Origin of the sequence: Mesorhizobium shangrilense (assembly GCF_040537815.1) — a bacterium.
GTDB classification, from domain to species: Bacteria; Pseudomonadota; Alphaproteobacteria; order Rhizobiales; family Rhizobiaceae; genus Mesorhizobium; species Mesorhizobium shangrilense.
Genome location: NZ_JBEWSZ010000004.1, coordinates 172,699 through 191,165, shown reverse-complemented (window position 1 = coordinate 191,165; position 18,467 = coordinate 172,699). Strand labels below are relative to the sequence as shown.

At 62.1% G+C, this 18,467-nt stretch carries 17 protein-coding genes; 11 read left to right on the top strand and 6 right to left on the bottom strand.

Features of this window, described 5'->3' with window-relative positions; all coding sequences use genetic code 11:
- Positions 1–426: 426 nt before the first annotated feature.
- The 4 genes from ABVQ20_RS31730 to ABVQ20_RS31715 are packed head-to-tail and all read left to right on the top strand — an operon-like array spanning position 427 to position 2,526.
- Positions 427–861 carry a hypothetical protein gene (locus tag ABVQ20_RS31730; protein ID WP_354463637.1) on the top strand — a complete coding sequence of 145 codons (435 nt, stop codon included), beginning with the start codon at positions 427–429 and terminating at the stop codon, positions 859–861.
- Positions 858–1,178: a hypothetical protein gene (locus ABVQ20_RS31725; protein WP_354463636.1), complete on the top strand. Its 321-nt coding sequence runs from the start codon at positions 858–860 to the stop codon at positions 1,176–1,178. The genes ABVQ20_RS31730 and ABVQ20_RS31725 overlap by 4 nt, the downstream gene beginning before the upstream one ends.
- A 14-nt stretch (positions 1,179–1,192) precedes the next feature.
- Complete coding sequence (locus tag ABVQ20_RS31720; RefSeq protein WP_354463635.1) at positions 1,193–2,320, top strand: WD40 repeat domain-containing protein; 1,128 nt, start codon at positions 1,193–1,195, stop codon at positions 2,318–2,320.
- A 32-nt stretch (positions 2,321–2,352) separates the two neighbouring features.
- On the top strand, positions 2,353–2,526 hold the full coding sequence (locus ABVQ20_RS31715) for a hypothetical protein (RefSeq protein WP_354463634.1): 174 nt from the start codon (positions 2,353–2,355) through the stop codon (positions 2,524–2,526).
- 10 nt (positions 2,527–2,536) lie between these two features.
- Here the strand turns inward: ABVQ20_RS31715 and ABVQ20_RS31710 are convergent, their stop codons facing one another.
- Positions 2,537–4,081: a peptidoglycan L,D-endopeptidase MepK gene (locus ABVQ20_RS31710; protein WP_354463633.1), complete on the bottom strand. Its 1,545-nt coding sequence runs from the start codon at positions 4,079–4,081 to the stop codon at positions 2,537–2,539.
- Between the two features lie 439 nt (positions 4,082–4,520).
- Here ABVQ20_RS31710 and ABVQ20_RS31705 point away from each other — a divergent pair, with 439 nt between their 5' ends.
- The 5 genes from ABVQ20_RS31705 to ABVQ20_RS31685 all read left to right on the top strand — a co-directional run bounded on the left by ABVQ20_RS31705 (position 4,521) and on the right by ABVQ20_RS31685 (position 11,478).
- Positions 4,521–7,235 carry a DNA translocase FtsK gene (locus ABVQ20_RS31705; RefSeq protein ID WP_354463632.1) on the top strand — a complete coding sequence of 905 codons (2,715 nt, stop codon included), beginning with the start codon at positions 4,521–4,523 and terminating at the stop codon, positions 7,233–7,235.
- Positions 7,236–8,086: 851 nt separating this feature from the next.
- A complete protein-coding gene (locus tag ABVQ20_RS31700) occupies positions 8,087–8,461 on the top strand; it encodes a heme-copper oxidase family protein (protein ID WP_354463631.1) in 375 nt (124 codons plus the stop codon).
- A gap of 202 nt (positions 8,462–8,663) precedes the next feature.
- On the top strand, positions 8,664–9,557 hold the full coding sequence (locus ABVQ20_RS31695; protein ID WP_354463630.1) for an alpha/beta hydrolase family protein: 894 nt from the start codon (positions 8,664–8,666) through the stop codon (positions 9,555–9,557).
- 125 nt (positions 9,558–9,682) lie between these two features.
- Positions 9,683–10,471 (top strand): pyrroline-5-carboxylate reductase family protein, encoded by a 789-nt coding sequence (locus tag ABVQ20_RS31690; RefSeq protein ID WP_354463629.1) that lies wholly within the window; start codon positions 9,683–9,685, stop codon positions 10,469–10,471.
- Between the two features lie 17 nt (positions 10,472–10,488).
- Positions 10,489–11,478, top strand: a complete 990-nt coding sequence (locus ABVQ20_RS31685; RefSeq protein WP_354463628.1) for a GlxA family transcriptional regulator — start codon at positions 10,489–10,491, stop codon at positions 11,476–11,478.
- Between the two features lie 122 nt (positions 11,479–11,600).
- Here the strand turns inward: ABVQ20_RS31685 and ABVQ20_RS31680 are convergent, their stop codons facing one another.
- The 5 genes from ABVQ20_RS31680 to ABVQ20_RS31660 form a co-directional block, all read right to left on the bottom strand.
- Positions 11,601–12,245 carry a helix-turn-helix domain-containing protein gene (locus ABVQ20_RS31680; protein ID WP_354463627.1) on the bottom strand — a complete coding sequence of 215 codons (645 nt, stop codon included), beginning with the start codon at positions 12,243–12,245 and terminating at the stop codon, positions 11,601–11,603.
- 437 nt (positions 12,246–12,682) lie between these two features.
- Positions 12,683–13,042, bottom strand: coding sequence for an ANTAR domain-containing protein (locus ABVQ20_RS31675; RefSeq protein ID WP_354463626.1), 360 nt, complete (start codon positions 13,040–13,042; stop codon positions 12,683–12,685).
- 97 nt (positions 13,043–13,139) lie between these two features.
- On the bottom strand, positions 13,140–13,751 hold the full coding sequence (fixJ, locus tag ABVQ20_RS31670) for a response regulator FixJ (RefSeq protein ID WP_354463732.1): 612 nt from the start codon (positions 13,749–13,751) through the stop codon (positions 13,140–13,142).
- A gap of 5 nt (positions 13,752–13,756) precedes the next feature.
- Positions 13,757–15,247, bottom strand: coding sequence for a PAS domain S-box protein (locus ABVQ20_RS31665; protein WP_435528463.1), 1,491 nt, complete (start codon positions 15,245–15,247; stop codon positions 13,757–13,759).
- A gap of 131 nt (positions 15,248–15,378) precedes the next feature.
- Positions 15,379–15,846, bottom strand: coding sequence for a pyridoxamine 5'-phosphate oxidase family protein (locus tag ABVQ20_RS31660; protein WP_354463624.1), 468 nt, complete (start codon positions 15,844–15,846; stop codon positions 15,379–15,381).
- 443 nt (positions 15,847–16,289) lie between these two features.
- Here ABVQ20_RS31660 and ABVQ20_RS31655 point away from each other — a divergent pair, with 443 nt between their 5' ends.
- Both ABVQ20_RS31655 and ABVQ20_RS31650 read left to right on the top strand, forming a co-directional pair.
- Positions 16,290–17,255, top strand: coding sequence for a Tim44 domain-containing protein (locus tag ABVQ20_RS31655; RefSeq protein ID WP_354463623.1), 966 nt, complete (start codon positions 16,290–16,292; stop codon positions 17,253–17,255).
- A 386-nt stretch (positions 17,256–17,641) separates the two neighbouring features.
- Positions 17,642–18,454 carry a hypothetical protein gene (locus ABVQ20_RS31650; RefSeq protein WP_354463622.1) on the top strand — a complete coding sequence of 271 codons (813 nt, stop codon included), beginning with the start codon at positions 17,642–17,644 and terminating at the stop codon, positions 18,452–18,454.
- Positions 18,455–18,467: the final 13 nt, after the last annotated feature.

Here is an 18,467-nt window from a genome sequence, read left to right as displayed (position 1 = left end):
GGCGCCGACCGCAATTGCGATGGGCGTATCGAAGCGGACGATGTCCCTGCTCCCTCCGTTCCTTCGTTCTTTTGGCACCGCGTCAAACGCGATGGGCTTCTTGTGAAAATGAACAATGCAAGCGCCGTGCCAGTTTCGAAATAGCACCCATGGCCGGGTGTCCAAAACAAAATCGTCATTCTTTTGATAGGCTGGCAGGCAACCGATTGTAACGTTCTTTTACAGTTGTAAATTACGCCTGTAATATTTGATAATTATTCGCTGGTGCAATATTTCTTGTTAGCTACCGCAGCATGATCAAAACTTTTATCATCTATTCAACTCCTGATCTTTCTCTATTATTTGAAGACAAAAGCCCTTGGGCGGGCATAGCGTCAGAGAGAGATCATGCCGAACGACAAAGACGGGCGGGAACCATCGGTGCCAATGTCCAGTCAGGCGGACGGCGTCACCGGCGATCTTGTCAGGCTGATGCCGCGCGACCTGGTGTTTGTCATGCGCTTCATGGGTGAGAGCCAATACCGCCTCCAAAGCCACTTCCAGGACTTCATTCGGGCGGAACTCACTGCCGGCGGCGTCACCACGGAAACGCATCCGATGATCCATCTGTTCATCGAGAACCACGCAATCCTGCTGCGTGACTTCGTGTTTTCCGGCGTTTCGCTGACGCGCCAGTTCCGCGTCGAAGAGATCGAGCGCCTGACCGGGGACACGACATCGATGATCCGCGTCGACATCTGGGACCAGCTCAAGAGCCACATCGAGACGGCCGAAAAACAGTTCCAGTCACAGGCCGGCACTTTGCCGAAATTGCTGTCGGCCTTCGAGAAACCGCCGGGATCCTTGGAGAGCGAAAAATGACCGCAGGACCTGAAGCTGCCAGGCGTGATGCGCTGCTTGCTCGCCGTCTCGATCTCGTCGCCAATGTTTCCACGCTCACCGCGGAGGCATTGCGGCTCAATCAGAAACGCGCCGGCATCGAAATGGACCTGCTGCGCCTGGAGCTGGAGATCGGCCGAAGCGGCGCCAGCGAGCAACTGGTGCGGGACTTGCATGAGGCTGAAGAGCGCGCCGCGGCAATCATGGACGCTTGCGCAGCGTGCGAGGACCGCATCGTCGCGGCGGAAGGCGATGTCGAGGACGTCGACTGCAGCCTGGCAGCGGGGGATGAAAACTGACGGAGGGAATGGCCATGAACCAGCACGCGCTACAGAACCTGACCTTGTTCGATCTGCTGGCGCGAAGCTGGCGTCGCCCGTCGGCGATCGCGGATCTGCGTTTCAGCACTGACGGTACGTCCGTCGCCTTCACTTCAGTGGATGGAACCGTCGCCATTGCCGCGGTCGCCGATCAGGAACCACCGGAGTCGCGGATCAGGGTGAGCAATGATCTCGGCCAGACGACGATCCGGCCAAGGGAGAAGCCGCCAGTGCCCTTGATCGCCACGGCCGAGTTCGGAGATGGCGATGTCCCGCTCGCCTCCCATGGACATTCCGGCTTTGTGGTCGGCGCGGCCAGCGGCGAGTTGCTGCATCTGGCTGCCGACGGTGAAGTCGCGTCCGCCTTGGTCACCGTCGACGGGCCAATCGTCGCCATCGACCATAGCGCCCGGGCGGACACGACGGCCGTCAGCAATGGGCATGACGTCCTCCTGTCGCGCGGCCAAAACGGCGCGGTGCAACTGGGGCGCGGAGGGACATCCTCGACGGACGCACTTGCCTTCTCGCCAGGCGGAAGGCGCCTTGCCTGTGGCCATGGTGAAGGATTGTCGATCTGGACGGTCGAAGGCGACGCTGCCTTGATGCGCGAGGTGTCTCTTTCAGCGCGATCGGTGTCGATCCGCTGGAGTGGCGACGGCGCATGGCTGGCCTGCGGGCTCGAAACCGGAGGCTTTGCGCTGGTCGGCCTGGCTGATGGTCGCACCAGCATCATCGCGGGGTTTCCGTCGCCGGTTCGGACCGTCTGCTGGAGTGAGCCGGCGAATGCGCTGTTCGCGTCGGGCGCGTTTCGGATCGCCGGCTGGTCGATGACCGCCCCACCACTCGACGGCGAAACCTCTGGCGCGCTGGAGACAGGCCGCGCCGGGCTGGTTCTGGTCGAGGCGGTGGCCGCACACCCGGAAAAAGAACTGATAGCGGCTGGCTACGCCAATGGCCGTATCACCATGGCCCGGATCGGCGCGCGCGACGAGCTGCTCGTCAGGCAGTTGGGCAGCGCGGTCACCGCGCTTGCCTGGTCCGGCGACGGGCGGCATCTGGCGGTGGGCGCCGTCGATGGCACCGCCGCGATCGTCACCTTTCCCGCCCGGATGTTCAAATAGCGGACGCAGTCCGCACGAAACAGGAGGATCAAATGCAGACCGCACTTACAGCCGAAGAGGTTAGCAAGGACGAATTTTTCGAACGGCTGGCCAAGCTGTCGGAAGAGATGGTGGCCAAGCATGGCAAGGATTTCAGCATGGGTGCGCTGGTGCTCGCCGCGCGCTGGATCGCCGAAAACCGCGTTGGCCAGTTGAAGACCAACTAGGCTGACCTGCCTAGTTGAAGCTGGCGATGGGCAGGAATTTCACCGCGGAGCCGGTGAAGCGGCGGTGGTCGGACGGCTCTCTGTCGGAGCGAAATCCGTCGACATAAACCTGCTCCGGCACCGCTAGGATCAACCTTGCTGCGATCTTCGGCTCCGCCGCCGACGCGATGGCGCCGGTGATGCCGCGATCACTCCTGGACGGCTGGTAGCTCGCCTGCATGACGACGGCGGGTGCGTCTGGCCGGAGACGGTCGGCTTTCGGGCTCGTCATCACGCGATCCTTCGCTTCGGGTACGGGGGCCGCAATCGGCTTGGCCGCCAGGCGATCCGCGCGCTCGTCGGAGCGGTTCGTGGCCAGCAAGGCGGCGACAGCGTCGCCAGACCTGGTCGCTTCCGGCTGGCGCGCTGGACTTGGCTGATTTTCCGGCCGCCAGTTGGGCACGGGAATGTTGAGCGCGACGATCTCCGGAGCGGCGTTCGCGGGAGCGACCTGCGCCTTGCCGACGGCAGTATCGGTTGCCACCGGTTTGGCGGCGGCGACCTCGGGCCGCGCCGCGGCAACGTCCGCCATCGCGAACGGCACGATTTCAGGAGTGGGGATATGCGCTGCAGGCTCGCGGCGCTGCGCGAAGGCCGGCAACGGCACCGCCTGCGGCGCCAGCGCCGCGATGATAGCAGCGGGCGTTTCCTGCTTCCGCTCGGCCAGCGGTTCTTCGGTCGGTGTCCCGGGAGCCGCCTGGATGTTGGCGCGCTGCGCGTCCTGCGGCGCCACGATGGCGATCTCCTGCCGGACCTGCGTCGGCTCAACCGATTTGGCCGGCTTGCGCGGCGCCGGCACGGCGCTCGCGATATCGCTTGTCTCGTCCTTGTCTCGTCCGCCCAGGAGCGACGCCAGCAGACCACGCGGCTTGCGTTGGCTGTCGCCGGCACTTGCCAGCTCTATGTTCGGCGTCCCGGCGTCCCTGCGCGATTTGTAGGCGGCAAGCGCCTGGTCATAGCCCGGCAGCGGCTTGCCGTCGCTCGGCACATGCAGTGTCTTCCCGTTTGGGAAGACCCTGGCGAGTTCCTGCCGGCTGATGCCCGGCCAGTGCCGCACATTGCCTACATCCATATGGATGAAGGGCGAGCCGGAAGTCGGGTAATAGCCCACACCGCCGCCCTGCATCTTGAGGCCGATGTCGCGCAACTTCTTCAGCGGCACATCCGGCAGGAAGAAGTCCATCGCCCGGCCGACCATGTGCTGGCTTTCACGGGCCACGCCCTTCGAGCGGCTGCGCAGCATCGCGTTCGTCGTCGGCGAGCGATAGCCGCTGACCACGTTGATGTAGCCTGTCGAGCCGCTGGCGCGATAAGCTTGCCAGACAAGGTCGAGCAGGCGCGGATCCATCCTGGTCGGCTCGTTGCGGCGCCAGTCGCGCAGCATGATGTTGATCTTCTTCAGTCCCGCCTGATCGTAGCGGCCACTGCGCTTGAAGACGATCTCGGCCTTCTCGCCTGTATGGAGATGTTGAATTTTCAGACTGCGCGTCTCGGCAAGCGCGCTTGTGGCGCACATGCAAAGCAACGCGACCATGATGGCCGGCAACCGTGTCCAACGATGGAATGCGCCGGGCGCTTTTTGTTTGCTTTCAATCACGTTCATGGCTTGCACATCTGTTGTCTGTTTTGGGCGATTTCACGTCCGTGCCCAGATGACAAGCCCATGTTCCATGCGTGGCCCACTTGGACGTGCCGTCAATTGTCCAATGTCGTGGCAAGGCACGACATTCATCCGAGTGGAGCGCGCCGCCGCACTCACCCGATACACCGATGAATAGCATCTTGGTTAAGAAATCCTAACCATGTCAGGAGTGTGTCCGCCTTGCCGCGTCCCGATCGCGATAGGTGCGTCACAACAGCATGTTCACATCGACAGCCAACGGGCTGGTCAGGAAGCAACTGTTAACCACTCGCTCCCTATTGCTCGGGGGACGGTTCACAGGTGAGTCTTGAGAATGGAATCCACGCGTTTTCCTCGGGCCAATTCATTGAAGACGGCCTCGCCCGATGACGCCGAGGCAGATCGTTTCAACAGCACGGGCGACAGGGACGGCAAGCGCCCCGCTTCAGTCACGGCAGACTACAATCGCCCCCAGAGAATGGCCGGCCGGCAGCCCGACGAACCCAAGGCGGGCTATTCCGGGAGGGTCGTCAATCTCTACGGCAACAGCCAGTCCTATATGGAGCCAAAGGACAAGTCCCCGGCGGGTAGCGCCTTTCCGAAACTCGGCGCCATCGAAGGCCCCGCCTGGCAGGATTATTTCTTCCTGGCGCCCAATGTGCGTTTCACGCGCACGCCAGACTATGAAGCCAAGAAGCATGGCCCGCAGCAGGACCACGATGCCGTCGAGCAAGTAGAATCAAGGGCACCCTCAACGCAGCAAGCAATCGAGCGACCCGTCGCGGACGCGGCATCCTCGTCGGCGCAGAAAAGCCGCAACGCCTCTGTGGAAGCAAACCGGCCGCCGGCCGGCAACAGGGCCGTCATGCATGACAGGCCGCCGCAACTGGCTGCGGCGTCCGTTCCACCAGTGCGCCCCAGCCAAATGGCGCGGGCTCTTCCGGCCCCCGCGACGGTCGCAACGGCGCGGCCATCCGTGCGAACACCTGCCGTCCGGGGTGCGGGCGCGCCGACCGAGGCGGTCAGCAGCGAAAAACTGCGCTGGCCCTATTTGTCGGACCACGCTTTCTTCGAAGTCATGGCGCCCTATCTGGTCGACGCTCCGTCGCCGGTTCGGCGGGCCGATCCAGCCCCGCGCGCAGGCGTTGCCGCGCCGCTCGCGGCGGCGCCCGTTGCCGCCGCGCGCATCGACATTCGCCCGGTGCCCGCGACCGATGTCACCGCGTCGTTCCGTGTCATCGAATGCCTTCCAGGCCAAGCCTCCTCCGCCTTGCCGGACGTCTTGCCCGCGAACTCGAACGAGGTCACCCAAGCTGAGGTGCCAGTGAGCAAAGCGCCGCGGCGAACTGCCCAGGCGGCCGCAAACCCCGCCACGGCGAGCGCCACCGTTCCCGCGCGGGTCGTGCCAAGCGCGGATGTCGCCGTGCCGGTTTCGGCCGCGCGTCCCGCTTCGCTCCTGCCTTTGGCGGGAAAAATCGTGCCGTCCACGATGGGCGACGCCTATCAGCTTCCCTCGGAAGAGCTGCTGCAGCAGCCACCCGAGGGTCAGGGCTTCTATATGTCGCAGGAGCGGCTCGAACAGAATGCCGATCTTCTGGAAAGCGTGCTGGAAGATTTCGGCGTGCGCGGCGAGATCATCCATGTTCGCCCCGGTCCGGTCGTCACGCTCTATGAATTCGAGCCGGCGCCCGGCGTCAAATCCTCTCGCGTCATCGGTCTTGCCGATGATATCGCCCGCTCCATGTCGGCGGTCTCGGCGCGCGTCGCGGTCGTGCCCGGCCGTAACGTCATCGGCATCGAGCTTCCCAACGAGACGCGCGAGACCGTCTATTTCCGCGAGCTGATCGAATCGGAAGGTTTTCGCAAGACCAGCTGCAAGCTGGCGCTTTGCCTCGGCAAGACGATCGGTGGCGAGCCGGTCATCGCCGAGCTGGCGAAGATGCCGCATTTGCTCGTCGCCGGCACCACCGGCTCCGGCAAGTCGGTGGCAATCAACACCATGATCCTGTCGCTGCTCTACCGGCTGAAGCCGGAGGAATGCCGGTTGATCATGGTCGATCCCAAGATGCTCGAGCTCTCCATCTATGACGGCATCCCGCATCTTTTGACCCCCGTCGTCACGGATCCCAAAAAGGCGGTCACCGCGCTCAAATGGGCGGTGCGCGAGATGGAGGACCGGTATCGCAAGATGGCGCGGCTCGGCGTGCGCAACATCGACGGCTACAACGAGCGCGCCGCCGCTGCCCGCGAGAAGGGCGAGACGGTCGTCATGACTGTGCAGACCGGCTTTGAAAAGGGCACTGGCGAGCCACTCTTCGAGCAGCAGGAAATCGATCTTGCGCCGATGCCGTTCATCGTCATCATCGTCGACGAAATGGCCGACCTGATGATGGTGGCCGGCAAGGAGATCGAAGGCGCGATCCAGCGCCTGGCGCAGATGGCGCGCGCCGCCGGCATTCACCTGATCATGGCAACGCAGCGTCCCTCGGTCGATGTCATCACCGGCACGATCAAGGCCAATTTCCCGACCCGTATCTCCTTCCAGGTGACGTCCAAGATCGACAGCCGAACCATTCTGGGCGAACAGGGTGCCGAACAGCTGCTCGGCCAGGGCGACATGTTGCACATGGTGGGCGGTGGGCGCATTGCACGCGTGCATGGTCCCTTCGTTTCCGACGTGGAGGTCGAGCATGTCGTGGCGCATCTGAAGGCGCAAGGGCGCCCCGAATATCTGGAAACCGTGACCGCCGACGAGGACGAGGAAGACGACGAAGCGGACCAGGGGGCGGTCTTCGACAAGGGTGCTGTCGCGGCCGAGGACAGCGATTCCATCTATGACGAGGCGGTCAAGGTGGTGTTGCGCGACAAGAAGTGTTCGACGTCCTACATCCAGCGCCGCCTCGGCGTTGGCTATAACCGCGCCGCTTCATTGGTCGAGCGCATGGAAAAGGAAGGCCTGGTCGGCGCCCCCAACCATGTCGGCAAGCGTGAGATCATGATGGGCCGGCGACCGCCGGCGAACGGGCCAGACGATGACGGCAGCGATTGATCGGCAGGCTCATTGCGCGGTGCGAACCCGCGGCTGGCCGGATGGAGGTATCCGGCTTTGATCCAACCGTAAGCCGGCTTGAGCATGCTCGTTTGGGCCGGCGCCGCCGCAAGCCGCGCCAGGTGGCCTGCTGGGATCACGTATCCGGGCCGCAACCTGACTGCACGTCCCATCTTGATGACTGAACGTCCCAATATGCGCGGCAACTCCGTTCGGGGTGGTGACAGCACCATCGGCATCGCTGCAGATGTTTCTTCGGGTTTGACCTGAAGCCTTCTGGCCGTTCGACCATGTGCCGGCAAGGACATGTTTTCAGCAAGACCGAGCGATGGGGCGGGCAACGGAAAGGGCACGGATATGCCAGGCGACGCAACTCAGATGCAGCAGGCTGTGGACATGTTCGTAGCGCACCCCGCTCACCCACGGACATCATATCTGGGCCGGGTCCTGAGCAAGGCAAGGGCACTTGTCATGCCGGCCAGGCGACGCCCGCGTCACGACCAACAGCCGGACGGTATGGAAGCGTTCGACATGCTCGGCGGCTGGAAAGGCCTCGACGACAGACGGCGCAACATCGGATAGCCAGCGCGTCGTTGATCAAATTCATTCGCGCTCGGATAACTGGCTCGCGGCACCCTTCGCGGATGCCCTCGACCAGCATTCCCGCATCATGACTATACGTCTCATCTTGGTGACCGAGCGTCCCAATATGGTGTTCGGGCGGTGACAGCAAGGCTTGGCCATGCGAGAGCGCCCCGTGGGCGGTTCAGCGAAAAGTTCCGCCGGGTGGCCGCGGCGCGCTTTATTGCGTTGCGCCGGTTTTTTGCTAATTACAGCGTGGTGGTGGGGACATGCCGAATATTTCCAAAATGTATTTCATGACTGCGATTTGCTTTCTGATCGCGGGAATTCTGGTCGGCCTGAAGATGTCGATTGCTCACGACTATGCCGCGGTCGGTGCGCACGCGCATATCAATCTTCTCGGTTGGGTGACGATGTCGATATTCGGCGCATTTCACGCGCTTAACCCACGGGGGGCCGAGACGCGCCTGGCGAAGGTGCAGTACTATGTCTACACAGGCGGTGTGCTGGTGATGACGCCGGCCCTCTATCTGCTTCTGACCGGCAACCCTTCATTGGAGCCGGTTGTCGCGGTGTCGTCCCTGATCGTATTCGCCGGCGTCCTGATGTTCGCCGCGATTATTTTTCGGGCTCGCACAGCCTGATTGCAGCTTCCGAGGACAGGCGCCGCAACGCTGCCATGTTTGCTGTTGACGCAACGTCCGCCTCCGAACACCGTGACTGCCCGTCTCATCTTCCGGGGGGACTCATAGGCACCGACGAAAGGTGGTCGGTCGGCCACCGGTCGTCGCCATGACATCGATTTGAGCCGATCAAACGGTTGACTTCGCGACTGATGGCCACAACATGCCGCTCACGCCGGGCATGGCCGCCACGGCGGAAATCACGACCGACAGGCCGATGGTCAAAGACATGAAGAACACACTTCGCGTTCTGATGGTGATATTGTGCGCCTTGCTTGCACCCGCCAGCATCGGCTTGGCGGCGACGGTCAATTCCAAGACCCTGTCGGCGAGTGTCGGCGGGGTGACGATCCCGATCTATCTCTACAAGCCCGATGGCAAGGGACCATTCCCCCTGGTCATACTTTCCCATGGAAGCCCCCGCCTGCCCGGCGGTCGGCTTTCCTACGGTCCAAGGACCCTCAGGGAGCAAGCGCTTGCCCTTGTCGCCAGCGGCGCCGCCGTCGCCGTAGTCATTCGGCGTGGCTATGGCGGCAATGGCAAATGGGTGGAGGGATATAAATCCGACTGCTCCCGGCCCAACTACCATGATGCCGGCCTTGTCAGTGCCCAGGATATCGACGCGGCGCTCGAAATTCTCGCCAGGGAACCTGACATAGATCGTGCGCGCGTGGTGCTGGTGGGGCATTCGGCCGGCGCCTTTGCCTCTGTCGCGGCCGCGACAAGGGAAAAGATACTGGGCGTCGTCAGCTTTGCCGCGGGCCGTGGGTCGCTCGAACCGGACAAGGTCGCTTGCGAGGACAAGCTCGTCGAAGCCATGCAGGACTATGGGCGCGCCACACGCGTTCCTGAACTGTGGATCTACAGCCAGAACGACCATTTTTTTGGCCCGCGCCTCGCCAATGAGCTTCGGGACGCCTTTGTGAAAGCAGGCGGCAAGGCAACACTGATAAGCGCCCCGCCCTACAAGGCCGAGGGCCACGGGTACATTTTCAACATCGCGGGCTGGAAGCCGGACGTTGACGCATTTCTCAAGCGGATCGGCTTTTTTCCTTAGCCGATCCGAGAATGCGGGCCTGCCAGGACGCCAGCTCGGTCCGACAATCAGCCCAACATAGCATCCATGGACGGTCGCGATCCGTTGGCGCAAAGATTCCAGATCACTGAAGCGGAACCAGACGCATGGATCATATCGGGCACGTGGGAATAATCGGCGGGGCTGGATGGCTTGGGACAGCGATAGCCAGGGCACTTCTTGGTTCAGGCATTGTCACAGGCCATCAGCTGACCTGTTCCTATCGCAGCAGGAAGCCGGATAACGCCGTGGAGTGCATCTGGACAGCGGACAACAGGCGGTTGGTGGAACAATCGGATGTCATCATCCTGTCCGTGCGGCCGGGCGACTGGGAAGAAATCGAGATCAATGCCGCCGGCAAGCTCGTCATATCGGTCATGGCCGGAGTAACCGTGGAAAGCATCGCCAGGAGAACAGGCTCCAGCCGTGTGGCCCGCGCCTTGCCGAACGCGGCCGCCGAGATTGGATATTCCTACACGCCATTTTTCGTCGCATCGTCCCAACCACGGGACGGCGATGTCGTCTCGGCGATATTTCGCGGTTGCGGCGTGGTTGATGCCGTGAACAGCGAGGAACACATCGACTATTTCACGGCAATGTCAGGCTCCGGGGCGGCTTTCCCCGCGCTGCTGGCCAGTGCGATGATGAACGACGCGATAAAGCATGGTGTGCCGTCCGAAATCGCCCGTCGCGCCGCGCAGCAGGTCATCGTGGGAGCGGGACGCCTCCAGGAATGGAACGGCGCCTCTCCTTGCGAGACGGTCAGGTCGTTCGTGGAATATAACGGGACGACGGCGGCTGGTATCATCACCATGCGCGAAAACGGCTTTGACACCGTGATCGAGGCGGGACTGGAAGCCGCGTTCCAGAAGGCGCGGGCGCTGTCGGATACATAGGCGGAGGTTGAGCAGACATGAAAGCAGCCAATGAAGCCCCGGGGACCGGCCGCTTGAAGATCGGCTTTGTGCTGGCTCGCTCCTTCACGCTTTCCGCTTTTGCCCTGTTCGTGGATACGCTGAGATTGGCGAGCGACGAGACCGACAAGTCCGGCAGGGTTTTGGCCGATTGGCAGCTCCTGGCGAGCAGCCGAAACCTGATCACCTCCAGTTGCGGGGTCCAGGTCGCGCCGACATCGGATTTCGTGGATCCGCGCGAGTTCAACTACATTGTTGTCGTGGGCGGTCTCTTGAACAGCGAGTTCCCGGTCGACGCCGAGACGGTCAGCTATCTCAAGCGCGCCGCCGACAGGAAGGTTCCCTTGATCGGGGTCTGCACGGGAACGTTCATCCTGGCCGATGCCGGCCTGATGAAGCACCATCTCACCTGCGTCAGCTGGCTGCATTTTCAGGCTTTTCGCGAACGCTTTCCGGATCACGAGGTCAGGGCGGACCGTATTTTCAACCTCGATCGCAGCAGGGGATCATGTGCGGGAGGCAGTGCCGCGGCCGACATGGCGGCGTCAATCGTGCGGCTCCACATCAGCCGGGACGCCGAGAGAAATGCACTCGAAGTCCTGCAGATCGAGAAGGCGCGCCCGGCATCCGATATCCAGCCACGAAGGCCGCTTGCCATCGGAACCGACGATCCGCGGTTGAAGGCAGCGCTCATCATCATGGAGAGCCACATCGAGAAGACGATCTCCATCCCCAGATTGGCGGCCCTGGTCGGCGTCTCGCGAAGGCAGCTCGAACGCCTCTTCATGGAGAAGACCAGGAGCTCTCCGGCGCTGGTCTATAAAATGCTGCGCCTGGAGCGCGCGAAGCACCTCCTGACGCAGACCAAGGCTCCGATGATCGAGATCGCCATCGAGGTCGGATTTGAAAACGCCTCGCATTTCGCAAGGCTCTTCCACAAGGCCTATGGCCAACCGCCCAGCAAGTTCAGGTCGGCGGTTTCAAACTGAGCTGCGGTCAAGCAGACGCTGGCACGGCTTTCCTGTTGCGGATCCAGGGCAGCAGGATCGATTCATGTGCGGGTGCCAGATCTTCATCCCGTTGCCGGGACATTGCCCAACGGCGCCGTGCTTCACTCCATCATGCCGCGCAAGACCTGCCATTTCCGGATCTCGATGCTGCGCAGGCTGATCAGCCGGATGGCTCCCTTCTCCTTCAGCTTGGAAAAGACCCGCGACACAGTCTCGATGGTCAGGCCGAGATAGTCGGCGATATCGGTGCGCGACATCGGCAATTCCAGGCGGTCCAGCCCGCCCTGGCGCTCGGCCATGTCCAGCAGAAAGGCGGCAACGCGCTCGACGGCGCTTTGCCGGCCGAGCACCAGGAGGTGCTCCTGCGCGCGAACCAGCCCCTGCAGGGCCAGCGGCAATATTTGCGACGACATGTCTATGCCTTGTGCGGGCAGCAGGGTGCGCACGCCCACCGCGCCGATGGCCTCGGCGAAGAAATGATGGAGCGGGTGCGCCTCGAAGCCGAAGGTCTCGCCGCTCAGGTGAAAGGCGGAAATCTGCCGCCGCCCATCCGCCAGCATCCTGTAGACCCGCACGCAGCCGAATTCGACCTGATAGAGGTTCCCCGCCTTCTCGCCCTGCGCGTAGATCTCGCTGCCCGCGGGATAGACGGAAATGGGTTGCAACGACGCAAGAGCCCGCCCGGCCGGGGCCGGAAAACCCGTCCTTGCCGGGATGAAAAAGTCGTTGGTCGCATGAAGCGTCATGTCGCTCTCCGATCGCTGGCGTCGGCAAAGCAATCGCGCGATTCCGGCGGGCGCGACATTCGGTTATGTCCGTACGGGAAACTACTTAGGCCAGGTCAGGCTGGGGGGAGACCCCCCTCTGCTCCTCTTGGAGCTGATCCCTCACCAGGTCATGGCTCCCGGCTTGGCTGAGAGAACCGCCTGCGTTCTGGTTCGAACATTTCGCCTCCTGGTCGGCTTCGATGAAAACTTACTAGTAGTACTAAGTAGAAAAAAATGATACGGCAGATAATAATATCAATCAATTCTGCCTTTTTATTTGTCTTTAGTTTAACGTTTGGCTCTGGGTCGCAAACTGTCATCCGGCACCTTCAGGTCGAACGGCTCGCCCCGAACTCACAAGGTGGGGGCTGGGCAGCTAGCCCACGCTCAACCCGTCAGCATCCATGCAGAGGTACCTAGTGCGGCACGTGCAGGGCGCGCCTTTCCAGTTGCAGGACCACTGCATCGACCAGGCTGCGCCCCAGCAACGGCTTCAACAGCGTGACATCGACCCACTCCGGGCGCGCGTCGGGAACGGTATCGGCCAGGAGGACCACCGGCATGGCAAGGTTTGGCGGGCCGCCATATCCGCTGGAGATCCGAAGCGCCATGTCGTCGACGACCATGCAGTCGGCACGGGCCAGCCTGGGCAATGACAGGATATCCTCGAGCCCGGCGCAGGTGACCACGTCGAGGCCTTCGGCTTCGAGCGCAAAGACGATCGACCGCCGCAAATCTTCCTCAGGAACCACGATCAGGATCTTGCGGGGCCTCACTTGTCGTCTCCGGACGGATAGCCGACAAACGGTTATCGCGCCCGCCATGAGACAAGGCCCGTGGGCCGGCCACCTTGAGGCAGATCAAAACAGGTCGCTATTTCGGGCCGAATCCCGCCGCCATCGCCATGCGGACAAGCTCCGGCAGGCTACGCGCGTCCATCTTGGCCATCACATTGGCGCGGTGCACCTCCACCGTGCGCGGGCTGATGTCGAGGTCGAAGGCGATGGTCTTGTTGGCAAGGCCGGCGACCACGCCCGACAGCACCTCCCTCTCCCGCTCGCTGAGCGAGGCGAACCGGGCGGTGATCGAGGCGATATCCTTGCCCTGCGCGGTCCTGGCGATCTCATCGGCAGCGCGCTTGATCGCCTGGATCAGCGTTTCGTCCTCGAACGGCTTCTCGATGAAATCGAGCGCCCCGGCCTTCATCGCCTCGACGGCCATCGGCACATCGCCATGGCCGGTAATGACGATGGCGGGAATGCGTGTCGGCAGGTGACGCAGCCTCTGCAGCAGTTCGACGCCGCTCATGTCCGGCATCCTCAGATCGGTGATGAGGCAGCCGTTTCGAATAGACTCTGCTGTCGCAAGGAAGGCGGTGGCGGACTCATGCAGCCGGACGGTGAATCCAGACACCGTCAGCAGGAAGGCCAGCGATTTCCTGACCGGCTCCTCGTCATCGACGATATGAACTGTGTAGTCGCCGATCTCCATCAGTCATCCCTGTAGGCTGGCACGGTGAACCTGAACGTGGTTCCACCATGCGCATTCTTCCGCACCTCTATCACGCCCCCGTGCGACTCGACGATTCGCTTCGAAATCGAAAGCCCGATCCCCATGCCGCCGGCTTTTGTCGTCACGAACGGCTTGAACAGTTGCGGCGCTATCTCCTCCGATATTCCCGGCCCGGTATCGGAGACCTCCACCGAAACCTGATCCTTGTCGGCCGGTGCGGTGCGAATGGTGAGAAGCCGTATCTCGCTGTCGCGCATCGCCTCGATGGCGTTGCGCATGAGGTTTATCAGCACCTGCTGGATCTGCACGCCATCAGCCATGACCAGTTCCGCGCCCGGAGCGAAATCGAAGACCGAGCGGACGCCGCGCTCGCGCGAGCCGACGAGTGCCAGCGCGCCCGCTTCCTCGACGAGCTTGCGGATGTCCTCGGGAGCTTTTTCCGTGTCGCCGCGCGTGACGAATTCGCGCAGGTGCCGGATGATCTGGCCCGCACGCAGCGATTGCCGTGAAATCTCCTCCAGCGCCTCGCGCACCCGTTGCGATGCGGCGTCCGGAAGATCGCGGATCAACCGGGTGCAGCCTTGCGCGTAGTTGGCGATCGCCGCCAGCGGCTGGTTCAGTTCATGCGCAAGCGTAGAGGCCATCTCGCCGAGCTCGTTGAGCCTCGCCAGGCGCGCCAGTTCGCCCTGGATTTCCTCAAGCCGCGCTGCCGATTCTTCGCGCTCGGTCAGGTCGCGGATAAAGCCGGTGAAATACGTCCTGTCTCCCGACTTCATCTCGCCGACGGCGAGTTTCATGGGGAATGTCGAGCCGTCCTTGCGCCGGCCGACGACCACGCGGTCGACGCCGATGATGCGTTTTTCTCCCGTTTCGATATAGCGATGGATATAGCCGTCATGGCCGGCCCTGTAGGGCTCCGGCATCAGGATACGGACGTTCTGGCCGATGACTTCCTTCTCCTGGTAGCCGAACTGGCGCACCGCCGCGGAATTGAACGAGACGATCGTCCCGTCCTTTTCGATGACGACGGTGGCGTCGAGCACCGTGTCGAGGATCGAACGCAGATGGGCCTCGCGTTCGTTGAGGATGCGTGCCGTCTCGCCGATCGCGCGCCACGAGCGATGCAGCAATTCGCCGATCGCGACAATTCCGATCGCGACCAGCGCGAACACAAGCAGTTCGAGCGTGTTCGAGACGCTGCTCGGCTGGTGGACCCGAAAGTACCAGACCGCCGGAACGGTCAGGACCAGCGACACGACACCCGGCCCAAGCCCGCCGGCGAACGCGCTGATCAGGATCGCCAGGACGAAGGGAGGAATGATCGCCCCACCGTCGAAGGCCCCGTCGAGGAGGAAAAGCACGGCACAGGCCGTGGCCACGGCAAGCACCGCCAGCCCATACCCCGCCTTCCCCTCATAGCGATTGGACGATACGGCTCTGAACAAGCTCCCAATAAAACCGGTCGTCATTGAGCTCATTCAGGACACATGCGCTGGTGGAATGTCTGCCGCTCCACCCTAGCAGGCAGCGTCTTTCCTGCAACAGCGGCGCCGGTGTTCAGACATGATTGTCGAACCGGAGCGGTAGCGCGAGGGAGATGTCACGTCGTGCCGTCTGCTCCCTCTTCCCTCGCCTCGCGGCCAGACACGCGCTCGATCGAGATACGAAAGAACACGTGCGGGGAATGGTCCGATAGTGGCTGCGGCACGGGCTTTAGAGCGCCGGGCTCCCACCAGTCGGTGTGTTTGCTCAGCAGCGACCATGCGTGCTCGCGCTCCAGCTTGGAACCGATGCGATCAGGAAGTTCCTGGTAGAGACCGTCAACGATGACGCTCTTCCACTGCCTGCCCTGGCCGTGATCCTCTACCACGACCGCGACCTTCGGATTGGCGCGCATCAGGTCGATCTTCTTGCCGGGCATGGAGAAGGCATAGAGATAGTTGGCCGAATGGGCAAAATAGATCGGGACGACGTAAGGCCGGTCACCCTCCACGCAGGCCAGCCGGCACAGGCGATGGACATCGAGCAGCTTGACGCATTCAAACGTGGTCATGGTCCTGATCAACATGGCCGGTATCCTTCCTGAAGCGGTGCTGCCCAGCGTGGCGAGGATGGGGCAATCGTCGTTCCTGGCGATCATTAGAGCACCAGCCAGGGCGCATCGCCTTGATGAGGGTCAAATCGCCACGATGTCTATGACGGACCACCCATTTGGTGTTTCTTCGACAGGACGTTGATCGGAATTGCCGATGCCTTTGCCGAAGTGAGTGGCGTCGGCGCTGCGAAGCCCGCCAACCAAGTGGGAAGGAGGCGATCAACGCGGCTCCGAAAATGCCGGTGGTCTGGCCATCATCGATTTTTGCGAACGGTGCACACGATAGGCCAGGCGACCAGCCCGAGCGCGAAAGCTTACCAAATTGTATGGCCGAAGAGATTCACCGGAAAGGGGCGGCGCACCATATCTAGGCTTCACGCAAGGCGGATAACCGATACCTATCGAAGGATTTTCAGATGCCTAAGTCACGGCTGATCCAAGTAGCGTCGATATTGTTGATACTGTCGGCGGCACTTGGGAGCGTATCGCTCAACTCGGCGGAAGCACGCAGCGGCGGCAGTTTCGGCAGTCGCGGCAGCCGGACTTTCCAGGCACCAGCTCCCACGACCACCGCACCCTATACCGCGCCGGTAAAGCGCTCGATGACGCCGAACACTGCGCAGCCGGTGTCACCGTCGCCGCCGTCGCTTGCTCAGCCGCGTCCAAGTTTTTGGAGCGGCTTCGGTGGAGGGCTGGTTGGCGGATTGGTCGGAGGGCTGGTCTTCAATGGCATTTTTGGCATGATGTTCGGCCACGGATTCGGCGGCATCGGTGGCGGCCTCAGCTTCATAATCCAGCTGTTGCTGATCGGCGGCGTCGCCATGTTGGCAATGCGGTTCTTCAACCGAAGCAATACGGCTCCGGCCGATGCGAGAAGTCCCGGCTTTCCGTTTGGCCAACAGGATTTTGGAGCCAGCCCGCAAGCTTACAACCCGCTTGTCGCCACCGGCACTGGGGCAGGTGGCGCGGACGAAATCGGGACTACCGACGCCGATCGTTCTGCGTTCGAACGCATTCTCGCGGACCTGCAGGCCGCATTCACCCGCGAGGACCACCAGGGGCTACGCCGGCTGACAACACCGGAGATGGTTTCCTACCTTTCCGAGGAATTGGCGGACAACGCCACCAAGGGCCTGAAGAATGAAGTATCAAATCTTCGGTTCTTGAATGGTGAGGTTGCCGAAGCGTGGCGTGAGGGCATGCGCGATTATGCGACGGTCGCGATGCGCTGGTCTGCCATCGATGTGATGCGCAACCGTCAAACGGGTGCCATCGAAAGGGGCGATCCCAACAGTCCTGTCGAAACAACAGAGCTGTGGACCTTCACGCGTGAGACTGGGCAACCGTGGCTGCTTTCTGCGATCCAGGAAACGGCAGGTTGAAGGCGGCAAAGCCACCTGGGGTTGGCCATTGCGGACGTCGACCACTCTGGCGCGCGTTGCGGCGTGATGGTGTTGTCATGACGCTGTTGTTTTCAGCACGTAGTGAAGTTCCCTCCACTCCCAGGAGGCTCTCCCATGCGTCATCCAGTTTCGTTCCTGCGCCTTTCCAGGATTGCTTTGAGCCTTGCAGGTGCTGCGGCTCTTGTCGCCGCTGGCAGTCTCGTCGCGCGTGCCGACGGGGCTCCAGGCGTGTCGCCAGGTTTCACCCTCTCAACCTTCGCCACGCCACCTGCCGGCTCGTCAAGGCCTGACTCGCTGGCATGATCGACGGCAATGTCTGGATCGGCTATGCGAATGGCGGCAAGCCCGATGGTTCCGATGGCGGCATGAGCCAGATCGTCCAATACTCACTCGACGGCAAGGTGTTGAGGACCCTGACGGTCAAGGGCCACAATGACGGCTTGAAGTTCAATCCAGCGACAAAGAAGATCTGGGCCCTGCAAAACGAGGACGGCGATGCCAACCTAGTCGTCATCGATCCGGTGAGCGCAGCGGTGGAAAATTACTCTTTCGAGCCCGGCAAGCATGGTGGTGGCTATGACGATATCGCGTTCAAAAATGGCGAGGCCTTTGTTTCAGCCTCCGCCCCACAGGTCGATGGCGGCAAGACCAATCCCGGCCCCTCCATTGTCACTGCCAAGTTGACCGCGGACCACAAGGTCGCAGTTGTGACCGCCTTTGCAGGCGCGCCGAAAGTCACGGACATCGTTACGGGCGACAAGGAAACCCTCAACCTCACGGATCCAGACTCGCTTACGATTGCCCCCTCCGGCGATTTGGTGATGACTAGCCAGGACGATAGCGAGTTGCTTTTTGTCCACAAGACCTCAGTGAGCGGCGGCGAGGGCAAGGTTCTCCATCTCATGGGAGGCGTCAAGGTCGACGACACCACCTTTGTCAGCGCCAAGCACGGTTTTCTGCTGGTGGCCGATACGCCCGCCAATATCGTCTACAAGATCGAAGCGGCGAATTGGGGGGTAGGCACAGCCTATTCAGCGATGAGCGGTGTCGATGCGACGAAAACCGACCCGGCGATCCCCGGCTATGTCGGCCTTCTCGACGTCAACAGCGGCGCCCTCCTGCCAGTCACCACCAACATGCAGGCGCCTCACGGCATGATTTTCGTTTCTGGAAAATAAGCCGATCGGATCG